Annotated in this window: 12 protein-coding genes; 2 read left to right on the top strand and 10 right to left on the bottom strand. The window is 47.9% G+C overall.

The genetic code is table 11. The features are described 5' to 3' along the window. The first annotated feature begins 2 nt into the window (after nt 1–2). On the top strand, nt 3–683 hold the full coding sequence (locus tag EWM62_RS05785) for an arylesterase (RefSeq protein ID WP_129875709.1): 681 nt from the start codon (nt 3–5) through the stop codon (nt 681–683). Between the two features lie 551 nt (nt 684–1234). Here the strand turns inward: EWM62_RS05785 and EWM62_RS05780 are convergent. The 7 genes from EWM62_RS05780 to EWM62_RS05750 form a co-directional block, all read right to left on the bottom strand. Then, nucleotides 1235–2023 carry an SDR family oxidoreductase gene (locus EWM62_RS05780; RefSeq protein WP_129875708.1) on the bottom strand — a complete coding sequence of 263 codons (789 nt, stop codon included), beginning with the start codon at nt 2021–2023 and terminating at the stop codon, nt 1235–1237. A 118-nt stretch (nt 2024–2141) separates the two neighbouring features. Next, complete coding sequence (gene fucP, locus EWM62_RS05775; RefSeq protein ID WP_129875707.1) at nt 2142–3419, bottom strand: L-fucose:H+ symporter permease; 1278 nt, start codon at nt 3417–3419, stop codon at nt 2142–2144. Nucleotides 3420–3464: 45 nt separating this feature from the next. Continuing rightward, on the bottom strand, nt 3465–4706 hold the full coding sequence (locus EWM62_RS05770) for a DUF6786 family protein (RefSeq protein ID WP_129875706.1): 1242 nt from the start codon (nt 4704–4706) through the stop codon (nt 3465–3467). A gap of 3 nt (nt 4707–4709) precedes the next feature. Then, nucleotides 4710–5567, bottom strand: coding sequence for a fumarylacetoacetate hydrolase family protein (locus tag EWM62_RS05765; protein WP_238989287.1), 858 nt, complete (start codon nt 5565–5567; stop codon nt 4710–4712). A gap of 3 nt (nt 5568–5570) precedes the next feature. Continuing rightward, nucleotides 5571–7214 carry a UxaA family hydrolase gene (locus tag EWM62_RS05760; protein ID WP_129875705.1) on the bottom strand — a complete coding sequence of 548 codons (1644 nt, stop codon included), beginning with the start codon at nt 7212–7214 and terminating at the stop codon, nt 5571–5573. A 5-nt stretch (nt 7215–7219) separates the two neighbouring features. Beyond that, nucleotides 7220–8383 carry a glycoside hydrolase family 172 protein gene (locus EWM62_RS05755; RefSeq protein ID WP_129875704.1) on the bottom strand — a complete coding sequence of 388 codons (1164 nt, stop codon included), beginning with the start codon at nt 8381–8383 and terminating at the stop codon, nt 7220–7222. A 47-nt stretch (nt 8384–8430) separates the two neighbouring features. Beyond that, nucleotides 8431–10416, bottom strand: a complete 1986-nt coding sequence (locus EWM62_RS05750; RefSeq protein WP_129875703.1) for a glycoside hydrolase family 97 protein — start codon at nt 10414–10416, stop codon at nt 8431–8433. A 147-nt stretch (nt 10417–10563) separates the two neighbouring features. On the opposite strand from EWM62_RS05750, the gene EWM62_RS05745 reads away from it, so the two are divergent. Continuing rightward, entirely contained in the window at nt 10564–11883 is a 1320-nt protein-coding gene (locus EWM62_RS05745) for a DEAD/DEAH box helicase (RefSeq protein WP_129875702.1), read from the top strand. A 538-nt stretch (nt 11884–12421) separates the two neighbouring features. Here EWM62_RS05745 and EWM62_RS05740 read toward each other — a convergent pair. The 3 genes from EWM62_RS05740 to EWM62_RS05730 all read right to left on the bottom strand — a co-directional run bounded on the left by EWM62_RS05740 (nt 12422) and on the right by EWM62_RS05730 (nt 13936). After that, nucleotides 12422–12649, bottom strand: coding sequence for a VF530 family protein (locus tag EWM62_RS05740; protein WP_129875701.1), 228 nt, complete (start codon nt 12647–12649; stop codon nt 12422–12424). Nucleotides 12650–12683: 34 nt separating this feature from the next. Continuing rightward, nucleotides 12684–13343 (bottom strand): beta/alpha barrel domain-containing protein, encoded by a 660-nt coding sequence (locus EWM62_RS05735; RefSeq protein WP_238989286.1) that lies wholly within the window; start codon nt 13341–13343, stop codon nt 12684–12686. Between the two features lie 119 nt (nt 13344–13462). Then, nucleotides 13463–13936 (bottom strand): DUF4920 domain-containing protein, encoded by a 474-nt coding sequence (locus EWM62_RS05730; RefSeq protein ID WP_129875699.1) that lies wholly within the window; start codon nt 13934–13936, stop codon nt 13463–13465. Between the last annotated feature and the right edge of the window lie 215 nt (nt 13937–14151).

The raw sequence follows: 14151 nt of genomic DNA, 5'->3' as shown, positions 1-14151 counted from the left end.
CCATGTTTAATAAACTCAGGATAATTTTCGCGCTAACGCTATGCATAACCGCTACGGCTTGCGGCAGCAAATCAACCTCAAATGATGCCGCAGCAGCCGACAGCGCCAAAACAACCGTGGCATCGTCAGCAACAAAAAACATCCTGGTTTTTGGCGATAGCCTAACCGCGGGTTATGGATTGGACGACCCATCCGAATCGTACGCGGGTGTTTTGCAAACCAAAATAGATTCGGCCAAACTGCCTTATACTGTTGTAAACGGCGGCCTTAGCGGGGAAACATCTGCCGGCGGCAAAGGCCGTATCGACTGGCAACTGAAACAGCCCGTTGATATATTTGTGCTGGAACTTGGCGCTAACGATGGACTGCGCGGCATCCCCGTTAAAGAAACCACCCGAAACCTGCAAACCATTATCGACCATGTAAAAGCAAAATACCCCAAAGCCAAACTGGTAATGCTGGGCATGCAGGTACCGCCAAACATGGGCGCTGCCTATGCAAACGATTTTAAGGATATGTTCCCCCAATTGGCCACTAAAAACAACATGGCGCTGGTACCCTTCCTACTGCAGGGCGTTGGCGGTGTACGCGCGTTGAACCAGAAGGACGGCATCCACCCTACCGCTGAAGGTGCTAAGATATTAGCCGCTAATGTTTGGGAAGTGTTGAAGGGGGTATTGTAAGTTCAATATTTGGCAAGTAGGAATCAATGCTTAAACATTATTTCGGCGTCACTCATGACAAGTGGATAAATACATTGATCCGCCGCTCATTGCCGCGGAGGCTACTTCTTTTCTCTTGATAGAAAAGAAGCAAAAGATCAAGTCAGAGCGATGCTTCAGCCCGCCCTGCCGGTTCTTAACGCTTTTTTTCTCGATTGTTCGCTACGCTCCAATCCATTGAAAAAAGCTAAACCGTCATTCCCGCCATACACCCGGCCCGCTCACTCTGACAGAAACCCCGCGCTCTTTTTCTTTTAGTTATAAATGGGAGAATCGAGCCTGACGAACGGAACGACACCTAAAATGCAGCATTGGCCTGTTCGGGTGGCACAGCAACTGCATTAGCACTAACTTTCACAGAACAGGGCGCAGCTGCGACTTTTCTTTTTGGTTCTTTTTCTTTTGAGAGAAAAGAAAAAGAACAACCACTGACGTTCAAATTAACACAAACCCATTCCTAATGAAATACTGATTGCAGACTTTCTATCATAGATTGCTTTGTTCCTTGTTATCTACGCCCCTGCCAGTGCCCTATCCAAATGCACATACCCACCATCAACATAAATAATTTGCCCGGTGGTATGGCTGGAACGGCCTGACAACAGGAAGATAGCGGTACTGGCGATCTCTTCTACAGTGGTCATGCGCTGGCCCAGCGGTATGGTGGCTTCAATTTCTTTGCGTTTGGCTATGGGATCGGGCAGGGTATTTATCCAGTTCTCGTACAGCGAGGTCCAGCACTCGGCAACAACAACCGCGTTAACACGGATACCGTATTTCAATAACTCTACCGCCCACTCGCGGGTAAGCGCATTGCGCCCGCCGTTTGCCGCTGCATAGCCCGAGGTATTACCCTGACCAGTATCTGCCACTTTTGAGGAGATGTTAACAATAACCCCTTTCGATTCTTTTAATAAAGGCAAAGCATGATGCGCTATCAAATAGTAATGCACCATATTTTTATGCAGCGATGCCATAAAGTCGTCGTAATTGCCATGCTCCAGGCCAATACCATCATTTACGCCGGCGTTGTTCACAAGGCCATCTATCCGTCGGTATTTTTGGGCGATGGCTTTTACAGCCTGTTCGCATTCTTCGGGCCGGGTTAATTCGGCTACTTCGTGACTGGCCTTACCTCCTGCCGCTATAATCTCGTCAACAACTTTTTGGTTATCGTCGGCATTGCGGCCAATTATTACCGATGTGGCACCCTCGGCAGCTAATGCCCTTACAATGCCCTCGCCTATCCCTCTTGCGCCGCCTGTTACTACTATTACTTTATCCCTTAAATTTAAATCCATAGTATGATGTTAAATGTCATTTCGAACGATAAAGAGAGATCTTGTTCGACTGTTTTCGAACTTTGCTCATTGAACAAGATTTCTCCTCGTACCTCGTTCGAAACGACAGACTTATTTATTAATGCCCTGCAACCATTTCCACTTTCTTCACCTTAAGGTTCTTCAGCGCAAACCAAAGTATCCCTATAAAGCAAACGCCCGGCACCAGGTATGATAGCTGGATGTTTGACGCGTCAGAGATCCTGCCCATTATTGGTGGCAGCACCGCGCCGCCTACAATACCCATGATAACCAGCGATGAGCCTAATTTTGTTTTAGACCCCAGGTCGCGGATGCTTAACGAGAATATAGTTGGGAACATGATAGACATAAAGAACCATACACCCATTAAAGTATATACCGCTGTCGGGCCTTTTAAGGTAACCGCGGCACCTATCAGTATAATATTGATGATGGCGTAAGTAACCAGTAATTTAACCGGGTTAAAAAACTTCATTAATAAAGTCCCGAGGAACCTGCCGGCCATAAACATACCAAAGGCAATTGATAAATTGTACGAAGCCGGTTTTTCGGCAAAGCCTGCAACCCGCTCGCTAAAGCGGATGAAGAAACTGCTTACACAGGCCTGCGCGCCAACATAAAAAAACTCTGCCAGTACGCCCGACATCAGATGCTTATCTTTTGTTAGTTCAAGTATCCGCACACCTAATGGCCTGCCTTCCTCTGCCTGGTCAACAGTACTTTCTTCTTTAATTTTTGGGAAGGTAGTGCGCCAAACCATTATCGCAACCAAAAAAACGGCGATGCTGATCACCACAAACGGAATCTGTACGGCAGATGCCTCGTGGTTTAAATATTGGTTCAACTGCTCGGGCGACATGGCTTTCTCTTCGGCCGCGCTTAAAGTTTTGCCCGAGAGGATGAACATACCGCCAAATGTAGTTGCCGAAACGGCTGCAAAGCCATTGAAAGATTGCGCGAGGTTAATGCGTATGGCTGATCCTTTCGGGTCGCCTATTAAGGTAATTAAAGGGTTTGCAGCTGTTTCTAAAAACGCCATGCCCGAAAACACCACAAACAACGCCCCTAAAAAGAAAGCATAGTTACGTACAGCGGCAGCGGGATAAAACAGCATTGCCCCTACCGAAAACAGCAATAGGCCCAATATGATACCGCCTTTATACCCGTACTTTTTCATGAACTGCGCCGCAGGTATGGGCAACAAAAAGTAAGCTATGTACGATGCAGAATCAATCAGCGATGATTGAAAATCCGTTAGCTGGCAGGCTTTTTTTAAGTGCGGGATTAATATCGGGTTAAGGTTAAGTGCAAAACCCCATATAAAAAACAGGGAGGTGATAAGCGCTACTGCAGCTAAGCTTTTGTCTTTTGACATTTATGCAAGTTTTAAAATTCAGGAATTTGGTCGGCTCAATATAAATTATTTAAACGCAGCTTGTATATCCTTCAATGATATTCCGAGCGTTTTTACTGCAATGTCGTTCAATTGCGCTTCATCGCCGGTGAAATGGAAAACACTGTGCGCATGTACCAGCTTTTCGCCCGGCTTTAAAAACGCGGCCGGCGAAACACTCTCGATCTCGTAGAATGGCCCCATTTGCCCGCCTGTTGCCAGCGGCCCGTCGTTGTAGGCGTTAACCGCATCGCCAATAAAAGGCGGTTTATCCGGTGTCCACTCCTGGTTAAGGTAAGTGCCTTTACTATCCACATCGTACAGGGTAATGGTAAGCACCTTGTTTTGCGGGTCGTAGCTGCCGGCCATGGTTTTGGCACGGTTTGGCGGCACGCCCAGCTTACCGCGACTTTTGCCGTCGGCCTTAAAAAGCAAAATGCCTTTATCGTATTTAACCCTGTCAGGTGGGATCTGGCCGAAGTAATCGGTAGTGGCCACCTTGCCGGTGGCGTTGTCATGGTAAGGTACCACAATCACCGTTTTCTCTGACGGCGAAAACATGTCCAGGTTCCAAAGACAAGGTGCACCGGTGGTTTTATCCCAGCCCTTATCGCCATTGTTAGTGATAATGTTGGTGGTTGTAAAACCCACAGCGGCTACATTATACTCCGCATTAATACCCAGCATTTTCTGGATATCATCGCGATGAAACAATTTCACTATCCTGTCCAGCTTTATTTTTAATAGCGTATTGGCGTAGTTGAGCATTTCGGTGGTTTTGCTCATGGTTACTTCGTCGCTGCTTTTTGATACCAGTTGCCAGCTTTCGTTATCGATAGCGGGCGGGGTATGCCAGTTGGCAAATTCCATTTTGGTGCCGGGCTTAAAGTAAAGCGAGAATTTGCCGCCCTCGGGGCCCAGCCACAGGCGGTCTTCGCCGCCAAAGGCGTTCATATGCTCGTCGGGTTTGGCATCAAAGGTTTTATAGTTTACCCAGCCAAAACTGCGGCCGCTTTGCCCGTTGGCAGTTGAGGTGAACACCTTTGCCTGATATTTTGGCGACACGATGATCTGCGCTTTGCCGTCGCTGCTTTTGAGTACGATAACGCTATCGTGCTTTTGCAGGAAGGCAAGATCGTAACCAAAAGTACCTTTTGCTGCCGATGCCGAGGTATCTACTGTGTTTGCCTGCTCCTTCTTAGCATTTTGCTGGCACGAGCAAATAACCACAACGGGCAGCGCAAACAATAAATTTTTCAATTGCTTCATAACCTATTTTTTATGTTTTGGATTGATGGCGATGGTGTTTACCATGGTGCCAATGTTATCTATGCTTATTTCTACCACGTCGCCTTCCTGCAGGGTAAAGGTGTGCGGGGGTACCAGGCAGGTGCCCGTCATCAGGAAACAGCCCTCGGGGAAGTCAGTTTCGGCAAACAAAAACCCTGTAAGTTCGGTAAACGAGCGCTTTATCCGCGATACCGTTGTCTCGTCCTTAAAGGCTTCCGCCCCATCCCGCCTGATGGTCATTTTTATGGCCGATTCCTTCGGGATGGGCGTTTCGCTTACATACAGGCATGGGCCAAGGGCGGCGCTCTTTTCATAAATCTTAGCCTGCGGCAGGTACAGGGCGTTCTCCCCCTCTATGCTGCGCGAGCTCATATCGTTACCTATGGTGTACCCCTGGATGTTACCGCTGGCATTTACAAACAGGGTAAGCTCCGGCTCGGGTACATCCCAGGTAGAATCCTTGCGGATATAAACTTCCTTTAAATGCCCGGAAACCCTGGACGCCACGGATTTAAAGAACAGCTCGGGCCGTACGGCATCGTAAACCATATCGTACAGGCTGGCGGCGGTCTCCGATTCTTCCATACGGGCATCGCGACTTTGCAGGTAGGTTACCCCGGCGGCCCAAACTTCCTGCTCGCCTATGGGCGGTAAGATAATGCCTTCGGTAAGCCAGGCTCCTTCGTCATCTATGCGCCTTGCGTTGGGTATCATGGTTTGCAGGTAGCTTTCCAACCCATCGCGGTTGATGAGGCTGTCCCATTGCTGATTTATCGTGTAAAACTCGTTATTACGCTGCAACAGGATACCTTTTGTGGTTTTGTATAATTTTATGCTCATAGCTTATAGTGAAATGCCCCGTTTCCAGGGTATAAAATCGTTATGATCTGCTGTATCGGCTTTGGCTTTTATATTGCCGCTGGCCACTTCAATGACATGGTTAAGCATGCGCCCGGCCATTTGCTGCAGGGTTTCGGTACCATCGATAATAGTGCCCGCATTGATATCGATAATATCGCTCATCTTGTTAAACAGGGCGGTATTGGTAGATACCTTTAACACCGGGGCCACCGGGTTGCCGGTGGGCGTACCCAGGCCAGTTGTAAACACCACGATGTTTGCACCCGAGCCTACTTCGGCCGTGGTTGATTCTACATCGCTGCCGGGGGTACAAAGCAGGTTTAGGCCGGGTTTTGTTACCTTTTCCGGATAGTCGAGCACATCTGTTATGGGTGAGTTGCCGCCCTTGCGCGCAGCCCCTGCCGATTTCATGGCATCGGTTATCAGGCCGTCGCGAACATTACCTGCCGATGGGTTAGATTCGAACCCCGACCCTACCGACCGCGCCTTATCGGCATAGGCAGTCATCAGCCCCATAAACCGTTGGGCAACCTCATCGGTTATGCAGCGGTCGCTAAGGCCCTGTTCAACCCCGCAAAGCTCCGGGAACTCTGACAGAATAACACTGCCGCCCAAAGCCACCAGTATGTCAGACATTAGTCCCAAGGCGGGGTTAGCCGACAGTCCCGAAAACCCATCCGAGCCGCCACACTCCAACCCTACGCAAAGTTTATTAAGCGGCGCGGGTTGGCGTGTCGTATCATTGGCTTTTACCAGGCCTGCAAAGGTTTGCTTTAGCGCACGGCGCAAAAATTCTTCTTCGGTACCAACATCCTGCTGTTCCAGTATCACCATCGGCTTGCTGAAGGCTGCATCGCGCTTATCAATTTCTTCCTGTAAAATTTTTATCTGCGCATTTTGGCAGCCAAGGCTTAACACCGTAGCACCCGCAACATTGGGGTGCGTAATATAACCAGCCAATAAGCCGCAAAGTCCGCGGGTATCCTCGCGGGTACCGGCGCAGCCCATGGTATGGTTCAAAAATTTAATTCCGTCGATATTGGGGAACAGCCTTTCGGGCGCGGCGGGTTTGTTATCTGCGGATAGCCCTGCACCTGCATCGCCATTAAAACTACCGCTTTTGTAAGCCGATGCCATCTCGCTCACCTGCCGCTGCAGGTCGATGGAGTTATCGTAATAGTAACCCAGCTCCTTTTGCAGCACGGTGTGGATGGTTTGCACGTTTTTATTTTCGCAAAACACCAGCGGCACTATCAGCCAGAAATTACCTGTACCTACCGAGCCATCCGCGCGGTGGTAACCCATGAAGGTCCTGTCTGCCCATGCGGAAACATCGGGTACATCCCACTGGGTGTTGCGCTGGTGCAATTCGTAGCTGCCGGCCGCGTGCATTACATTTTTTACAGATACCAGCCCGCCTCTGGGTATAGCGGCGGTGGCCTTGCCTACCAGCACGCCATACATCGTCACCTTATCGCCGGGTGCAAAATCCTTGTTGGCAAATTTGTGTTTGGCAGGAATGTCGTCCAATAATGTAACATCGCCCAAAACCGTACCCTTTGGCAGGTTGGTGAGGGCAACGGTGATGTTATCGCCGGGATGGATCTGCAGTACTTTGGTGTTCATTTATATTAATTTATCTCCAACTCGTCTTTTGATGGCAGTTTTGGGAACGGCCTGTGCTGGCCGGTTTGGTACCAAAAAACTACCGAAGCGATATCATCCTGCAAAGGCAGGTACCTGCCGCCGCTACGCCATCCCAGGGCCTGTATGGTCACCTTCAAATTCTTCTCGAAGCGTATCGGGTCGGTGATGTGCCAGCGGTACAGGCCAAAGCGCTGTGCCACATTATAATGCCCGTCGCCGCGGATAACCTGGGGCAAGCCTGTGTAAGGGCCGCTAAACTCGGTGTACTCTGTGCCTTCACTGCCATCGGGGCGCTTTTTACGGGTATCAAAATCATACGATCCGCAGAAGTAATCCTCAGTACCGGTACCTATGATGGTTGGATATTTGGTATCGCCATCCATAAAAAACTTGATCTCGCCCTCGCCCCACCAGCCGTTCTTGTTCGATCCATAGGCCATATAAGTACCCACATACTGGCCTTTGCCCTGTATGCTGTCGACCAAAACGTAATCTTTTTTATACGGTAACGGGTTTATGCGCCTGAACTGGGCATGAAAATATGCCGCGTCTTCGGGCACCTTGGTCAGTGTGTAATCAACCTGGTAGTACAGCACCATATCCTGGTCGTCAATATTTTCCATGGTGATGCGGCATTTTTTGCGGAAAGGCATTGGCCAGTAACAGTTAAAGGCGCTGCCGGGGTTTACCACTACGGCCAGCGAGGTTACCGGCGCATATTTGCCCCAGCCCATGCAAAAGAAATCGCCAACCGGCGACTCGACCGAGGGGGTTGTTTCATCGTCCCAGTAAAAACGGATGATAGAGTTGCGCCAGTTACCGGTAGGTGTCATCCAGATGTGCTGTATAGCACCTTCGCCGTTAATTTCGGCAACCGTATAGGTGGTGTGTTTTTTGATGATAACGCTCGGGCTTACCTTCCAGGTTGGGCCCAGGTCTCGCGAGGCGGCGGCGCCTGTACCCGTGGTAGCCATGCCGCCCTTGCCCTTTTCACCGTTAAAATTTTCGGGGCTGATGGACCGGCTGATAGCGTCGGATGTACGGTAGATGTTATTTAAGCCAACATCCAAACCATTAAACTTTTGCTGCGCACGCGCAGCGAGGCCAAGGATGCCAAGCACCCCTGTTAATAGGAAAAGCTTTCTCATAATTGTAGGTTTAACGGTTAAAAGTAGTAAATATCTTTTTACTGATCCTAATAAGTATGCCGCTCTCTACTGGTCAGTTTAATTAAAAAGCCGCCACCGGGCGCCATGTGTATGGGCAGTTTATCTTTTTTGGTGATCTGTTTAGTGCCAATACGGTAATCCGACCCATAATGATCGGCGTTAGCGCCATCGGTACAAGTAACCGCGTCGTAACCCGCATCGCCTAAAAAACCAAGATCGAGGGTGATATCCCTGGCCTGGTTTGTCATACCTGCAATAAACCACTGATTACCCTTTTTGCGGGCGGTTACAATGTAGCCGGCTACTTTAGCATCAAGGATGATGGTTTCGTCCCAAACGGTGGGCAGGCTGCCCAGCAGTTCCATAAACTTTGGCTCCAGGTAGCCCTGCGACGGGTTGCCCGAAAAGATCTGCAGCGGGTTATCGTACACCACAAACATAGCCAGTTGGTTGCTGCGGGTGCCCTGGCTCATGGGGTTGCCTTTTTGCTGTATAAACCGCCCCTGCGCGGCATTATTGAGCAATCCCGGCTCGTAGTCCATAGGCCCGGCCAGCATGCGGGTAAAGGGCAGCGTAAGGTTATGCGCGGGCGTGGGTTTGTTAGACCAGATATTGTACTCGCTGCCCAGCACACCCTCGCGGGTAATGTTGTTTGGATAGGTGCGGTTAAAGCCTTTTGGCGGGTAAGCGCCATGGAACATGATCATGATATGAGCATCGGCGCAGGCCTGGGTAATGCGTTTATAAAAGTTAACCACCTGCTGGTCGTCGCGGTCGATAAAATCCGTCATGATAAAATCCACGCCCCATTTTTGGAACTGCTTTAGGGCGCTGTCCAACTGGCGGTCCAGCGTCATGGATAGCGTCCACATGCTTAACTTAACGCCCTGCTTTTTGGCGTAGGCGGCAAGGGTATCCATATTTATAGCGGGGTTTATCTTAAACAAGTCGTTGTTATCGCTCCAGCCTGCATCCATCATTATCCGCTCGAAACCGAAGCGTTTGGCAAAATCGATGTAATACTTGTACGACGCGGTATTTAGCCCTGCCTTAAACGGCACGTTGAAAAGGTTGATATCAATGATCCATTCATCGGTGCTTTGCCCCGGATGGATCCACGAGGTATCTTTTATTTTTGATGGCGATGCCAGCCGGTAAACCAGGTCGTTGCCGGGCAGTTCTTTATCCTGCCGGGCTATGATCATTACCCGCCACGGAAAGCTGCGAGTGCCCTTTGTTTTGGCAAGGTAATTTGCCCGCTGTGCTACCACCTTCTGCGGATAATCGCCGGGCTGTACCCTTTCTGTTAGCGGGTACGGGGCAAAGCTTGCCGTTAGCGCCGCGCTGTTATCACCCCGCAGGAACATGCCGGGGTAATCGTCAAGGTCAGATTCTGTGAGGCCTATCTTATAATTATCTCTGGGTGAGATAAGTACCGGCGAGTACATAAAGCTATCCGCCGAAAGGCTGTCCAGCGCCCCGTAAGGATACAGCTCTTCAAAACTGGTGTGGTAAATGTCCTGCCCCTCGCGCTTTTGGATAATTGGGGCATAAGCATGTGCCCCTGCCGGGAAGCTATACCTTGCTGTTTCCTGCTTTATCGTAATATCATTTTTAAACCCGGTTAAAATGCGGTACGCCGCTCCATCGTTATAAGCCCTGAAGACAACGCTAAAGCCATTTTTAAACTGTAAGGTCAGCTCGTTATAAACATCGGGGATCAGCCTGCGCTTATCGGGAATGGCGGCTGTTATCACCTCATTAACCGAGCGGCGGCTAATGTTCTTAACCCTCATACCGCCCGACAATTTTTGACCGCCAAGCAGTTCCATATCAATTACAGATGGCAAAATAAGGTTAACACCATCTGCAGATACAGTATAGGTAAGCCCAGCAGCCATACTGATATCCAGCCGGATACTTCTATCGGGCGAGTATAATTGTTGCACCGGCGCAGCAAAACAATTTGCAGCAATAACGGTGAGGATGGATATAAGGAGCGATCTGAGCATGTTTTTAATTGGTTACGGGCATACCAGGGTTGGCAGGTAAACTAAATTAAAAATATTAAATGTAAAACGGGTGTCTAATTTGAGGTTTGGCCCCTTACCACAAAAGCGGGATGGTTTTGGTATCTTTGCGCTCTTGATAATTTTGAAATGGCCTGGGCAGAAAAATTTAAGCTGAATAAGCAACTCATAAAATCGGTTACCGAAGCAGGGTTTGATAACCCGAAGGAAATACAGCTAAAAACGCTTAACCGTATTATTGGCGGGCAGGATGTTATTGCCATTGGTCCCGAAGAATGCGGTAAAACCACTGTTTTGGTGTTAGCTACCCTAAACCGGTTTAAGCATAGCGCCGATGGCGTACCAAAAGCTTTGATACTGGCCCCCGACCAGGAAAAGGTGTTTGAGATACTGGCACAGTTTGACCGTTTGAACAGGAATAAAACTATCCGGATAGTAAGCCTGCACGCCGGGCAAACCAGCGAGCAAAACATGGATGACCTTGCAGATGGATCGGACATTGTGGTGGCTACCCCCGACAGGGCGCGCGCTATTTACCTGAAGCTTGGCTTAAACCTTAACAAAGTCGATTTTTTTGCTGTGGACGATGCGCAGCTAATTATTAAGAAAGGCCTGCAACTACCTGTGGTTGAACTGGCTAACAGCATAGGCAAAGCCCAGCACCTGGTATTTACCGAGGTAATGCACGAAAGGCTTGATAAAATGATAGCGCCGTTTATGCAATTGCCCGCCACCATTGAGGTGGAGGAAATGCCCGAACAGCAATTACCCGTACACCCGCAGATGCTTTACCATGTGCCCAACTTTGGCACCAAGCTAAACCTGCTTAATCTGTTTTTGTATGATGAGGAGCTGTTTACCAAAACGGTTGTTTTTACCAATACGCGCCTTACTGCCGAAACTGTTTACAAGAGCCTGCAAAACCGTTTGCGTAATGCGGTAACTACTTTAAACCCGCTATCATTCGAATATAATAAGATTAATGATATTGGAGAGTTTAATGCAGATAGCAGCCTGCGCGTACTGATAGTTGCCAATGAAGGGACGGATGAGATCGACGTTACAGGTATCCCTTTTATCATTCATCTTGACCTGCCGGCTGATAAAGATGTTTACATCAGGCATATCGAAAACCATAATGTAGATGCCGGGGATGAAACCCTGGCTTTAACCTTTGCTACCGACCTTGAACTTGACCAGGTACGCCGCATTGAGCAGGCTACCGGCCAAAAAATGCAAAAAGCCGACCTGCCTGATGAACTGGTGATAGATAAAGACCGGAGGGCGAAAGAGGCCGAAAAAGAGGCGAAAAAGAAACCTGTGAAAACAGACCCAAATCAATATGTGCCGGGCGAAGCCTTCCACGAAAAGAAACCGGAAAATTCAAAAACCTACAACTATAGTTCGGGCACCAAAGCCAAAATGAACATGAAGAAAAAGCACGGGTAGTTGTTATTCAATTCCCTCCCCACGGGAGGGGTGCGGCTGACAATGCGGTGGCAGGGAGGGGTTAAACGCCACGCTTTGAGAAACCCCTCCCTGCACCCTCCCGTTGGGAGGGATCCGATAGCTATCGGATCGCACACCAGCTGCCTTTCGCCGTTGTTAGTGTTGTAATCAACAACTTTTAAGAGGATTAATTTGCATGATTTGGATGCAAAGTGGCTTGTTGATGACAGCGCCAGCAAGGACGTAAAAGCTAAATTTTTTTCAGGACGAATTGAGGTAAATCAGGTCAATAAATCCGAAATCGTAAATCTAAAATCCGAAATAGGGTGTCCCATTCTGTCCCATTCAGAAGCGAGTGGGACACCCTGACAAAAATCCATAAATATCTTATTTAAAAATACTTAAGTAATTCTTGTTCAAGTATCACTTTAAATAAAGTTGCGAATTGTTACTTTATAAAGTATTGATTATTAGCGGATTGTTGTATTGTCCCGCAGTGTGTAATATTTAGTGGGACACTTTAAAATTACGATCAGGTCTACTTCTCCAATTCCTTGTAAAACTCAATATACAGGTCCTCCACCTTTTTGCGTGCCCAGGGGGTTTTGCGCAGGAATTTAAGGCTGGAGCTGATGCTGGGGTTATCCAAAAAACAATTGATGCGGATGCGGTAACCCATTTCGGCCCAACCCAGGTGGGCTATTAAAGCGGTAAGGATGGCTTCTAATGTTTTGCCGTGCAGCGGGTCTTTTGATGTTTGCTCCATAAGTGTGTGTCGTTTTAATTATGTTGCCGATGCTCTATTTACTCAATTGAACCAACTCTAACGCTTTAAGGGTATCATTAAACAGCTGCGAGTACAGGCGCTTATCCAGCACATTACGGGTGATAAGCTTGCCGCCCATGCCAACAGCGCATGCACCGGAACGAAACCATTCGGCAATGTTGCCGGCCTCTATCTCTACCCCGCCTGTTGGGATAAACAACTGACCTGGGAAAAGCTCCCTGATAGACGAGATGAACGCAGGACCAAGTATATTGGCCGGGAAGATCTTGATAAGCCTGGCCTTGTACTGCTGGGCTACGTGGATCTCGGTAGGTGTCATACAACCGGGGATATAAAGCTTATTGTAGGTATCGGCAACCAGGGCCACTTCGGTATCCACAATGGGCGACAGGATAAAATCTGCCCCGGCTGCAACAAAAGCCTCGGCTTCAAGCCCTGTTTTTATGGTGCCGATACCTAAGAACATATCGGGTAGTTCAGTTGCCAACGTTTGCTTTATAGAGTAAAAATTACTCAGCGCTTCCTTGCCCCTGTTAGTATACTCCACTACCCTGACGCCTGCGCTGTACATGGTGCGGATAATTTCGACACTTACTTCGGCATCTTCATAAAAAAACAAGGGCAGCATCCCCTGCGACAAAATAGCGTCTAATACTTTCTCTTTGTTATTCATCACTTTTGTAAGTGTTTACCTTAGCTTTGATTGCTGAAATTAAACAATATTACTCATAACCTATAAATGCAAAAGCCTGCAATTTCTTACAGGCTTTAAGTGTTTATTATAGCTTGGGATTATTTCACAACCAGTACGCCATCGGCCATGATAGAAATATCTTTCTTAGGCTCGTTTATTTTGGCTATTTCTTCTTTGCTTTTACCGGCATCGGCAGCATAATGTTTTAAACGCTCTACCGAGGTTTCTTTAATTTTAGCTTTGCCCTCTACCACAACAGTTTTACCAACAATATTTTGCGGCATAAAGTAAGCGTAATCGGTAAACTGTACCATTATTGGCGCGCCGTTAGCCTGCTGAAGTTTCATAAAGCAGCCTTTTTTGGTGCAAACCTCTACAACAGTACCGGTAACCTTGCCATTGTAAACGCTATCGGTATTCAGGGTGGTATTTAAAGCATCGGTGTTTAACGCGTTATCGGCAGTAACGGTTTTTCCGTAAGTTACGCCTGCTTCAGCAGGTTTAATGGCAGTTTGGCCGAACGCGATAGCGCTAAAACCAAGGCACATTACAAACAGGATCAATTTCTTCATATTAGGATTTTAATGATAATTTCTTTCAACAAAAATAACACTTTATTTTAATTTACCTGTAATGCTTCTAAATAAGCCGGATATTGATATTAAATTTAAAATATCAAATTTATATTAAAGTTTTAGTTCATATAATGTGTGTTAATATCTGATTATAAGTTTTTTAAAATTTAAATTTCTTTAAAGTTAAAAGCAATTTTCCCATATCCCCTACA

Origin of the sequence: Mucilaginibacter terrigena (genome assembly GCF_004168255.1) — a bacterium.
Classification (GTDB): Bacteria; Bacteroidota; Bacteroidia; order Sphingobacteriales; family Sphingobacteriaceae; genus Mucilaginibacter; species Mucilaginibacter terrigena.
Note: the sequence above shows the minus strand (reverse complement) of the source record. Positions and strands in the feature narration are given on the sequence as shown.

What these genes read in the sequence shown, in the direction of transcription:
- EWM62_RS05785 (WP_129875709.1), top strand. Translation starts at nt 3, where the DNA reads ATGTTTAATAAACTCAGGATAATTTTCGCGCTAACGCTATGCATAACC.
- EWM62_RS05780 (WP_129875708.1), bottom strand. Translation starts at nt 2,023, where the DNA reads ATGGATTTAAATTTAAGGGATAAAGTAATAGTAGTAACAGGCGGCGCA.
- fucP (WP_129875707.1), bottom strand. Translation starts at nt 3,419, where the DNA reads ATGTCAAAAGACAAAAGCTTAGCTGCAGTAGCGCTTATCACCTCCCTG.
- EWM62_RS05770 (WP_129875706.1), bottom strand. Translation starts at nt 4,706, where the DNA reads ATGAAGCAATTGAAAAATTTATTGTTTGCGCTGCCCGTTGTGGTTATT.
- EWM62_RS05765 (WP_238989287.1), bottom strand. Translation starts at nt 5,567, where the DNA reads ATGAGCATAAAATTATACAAAACCACAAAAGGTATCCTGTTGCAGCGT.
- EWM62_RS05760 (WP_129875705.1), bottom strand. Translation starts at nt 7,214, where the DNA reads ATGAACACCAAAGTACTGCAGATCCATCCCGGCGATAACATCACCGTT.
- EWM62_RS05755 (WP_129875704.1), bottom strand. Translation starts at nt 8,383, where the DNA reads ATGAGAAAGCTTTTCCTATTAACAGGGGTGCTTGGCATCCTTGGCCTC.
- EWM62_RS05750 (WP_129875703.1), bottom strand. Translation starts at nt 10,416, where the DNA reads ATGCTCAGATCGCTCCTTATATCCATCCTCACCGTTATTGCTGCAAAT.
- EWM62_RS05745 (WP_129875702.1), top strand. Translation starts at nt 10,564, where the DNA reads ATGGCCTGGGCAGAAAAATTTAAGCTGAATAAGCAACTCATAAAATCG.
- EWM62_RS05740 (WP_129875701.1), bottom strand. Translation starts at nt 12,649, where the DNA reads ATGGAGCAAACATCAAAAGACCCGCTGCACGGCAAAACATTAGAAGCC.
- EWM62_RS05735 (WP_238989286.1), bottom strand. Translation starts at nt 13,343, where the DNA reads ATGAATAACAAAGAGAAAGTATTAGACGCTATTTTGTCGCAGGGGATG.
- EWM62_RS05730 (WP_129875699.1), bottom strand. Translation starts at nt 13,936, where the DNA reads ATGAAGAAATTGATCCTGTTTGTAATGTGCCTTGGTTTTAGCGCTATC.